Origin of the sequence: Stenotrophomonas sp. YIM B06876 (assembly GCF_030711595.1) — a bacterium.
In the GTDB taxonomy this organism is placed as follows: domain Bacteria; phylum Pseudomonadota; class Gammaproteobacteria; order Xanthomonadales; family Xanthomonadaceae; genus Stenotrophomonas.
This window is the reverse complement of the sequence record NZ_JAUJUJ010000258.1, coordinates 1-1,167: the sequence shown is the minus strand read 5'-3', so window position 1 is coordinate 1,167 and position 1,167 is coordinate 1. Positions and strand designations below refer to the sequence as shown.

At 66.6% G+C, this 1,167-nt stretch carries 1 protein-coding gene and 1 pseudogene; both read right to left on the bottom strand.

The window, feature by feature from the left end; translation table 11 throughout:
• A pseudogene (gene carB, locus QZH66_RS16555) lies at positions 1 to 556 on the bottom strand (carbamoyl phosphate synthase large subunit); the annotation flags it as partial.
• Positions 549 to 1,167 (bottom strand): carbamoyl phosphate synthase small subunit (locus QZH66_RS16550; RefSeq protein WP_305806963.1); only part of this gene is annotated, 619 nt, incomplete at its 5' end. The gene QZH66_RS16550 and the pseudogene carB, both read right to left, overlap by 8 nt.

Sequence of the window (1,167 nt, the reverse complement as noted above, 5' to 3'; positions counted from 1 at the left end):
CAGGGTTGTAGGCAATGCCGCCGCCCGTGCCGCCGAGCGTGAAGCTGGGGCGGATCACCGTCGGGAAGCCCATTTCCTTTTGCACCGCCCAGGCCTCGTCCATGCTGTGGGCGATGCCCGAGCGCGCGGAGCCCAGACCGATCTTGGTCATGGCGTCCTTGAACTTCAGGCGGTCCTCGGCCTTGTCGATGGCCTCGGGCTTGGCGCCAATCAGCTCGACCTGGTATTTGTCGAGCACGCCGTTGTGCCACAGGTCGAGCGCGCAGTTCAGCGCGGTCTGGCCGCCCATGGTCGGCAGGATGGCGTCGGGCCGCTCCTTGGCGATGATCTTCTCGACCGTCTGCCAGGTGATGGGCTCGATGTAGGTGACGTCGGCCGTGGCCGGGTCGGTCATGATCGTGGCGGGGTTGCTGTTGATCAGGATGACCTTGTAGCCCTCTTCGCGCAACGCCTTGCAGGCCTGCACGCCGGAGTAGTCGAACTCGCAGGCCTGGCCGATGATGATGGGGCCGGCGCCGATGATCAGGACGCTTTTGATGTCTGTGCGCTTAGGCATTTTTGCTTTTCTCCATCAGGGCCGTGAAGCGGTCGAACAGGTAGGCGATGTCCAGCGGGCCGGGCGAAGCCTCGGGGTGGCCCTGGAAGCAGAACGCCGGGCGGTCGGTGTACTCGAAGCCCTGCAGCGTGCCGTCGAACAGGCTGATGTGCGTGGCGCGCAGATGGGCCGGCAGCGAGTCGAGCTCGACCGCGAAGCCGTGGTTCTGGCTGGTGATGCTGACGCGGCCGGTGGCCAGCTCTTTCACCGGGTGGTTGGCGCCGTGGTGGCTGTTGGCCATCTTGAAGGTCTTGGCGCCCGAGGCCAGCGCCATGATCTGGTGGCCCAGGCAGATGCCGAAGGTGGGCATGCCGCTGTCCACGATGCTGCGCACCGCTGCGATCGCGTAGTCGCAGGGCTCGGGGTCGCCCGGGCCGTTCGACAGGAACACACCGTCGGGCTGCAGGGCCAGCACCTCGGCCGCCGGCGTTTGCGCCGGCACCACGGTGACTTTGCAGCCGCGCTCGGCCAGCATGCGCAGGATGTTGAACTTGACGCCGAAGTCGTAGGCCACGACATGGAATTGGGGCGCGCTCAGCGTGCCGTAGCCCGTGCCGAGCTGCCACTCGGTC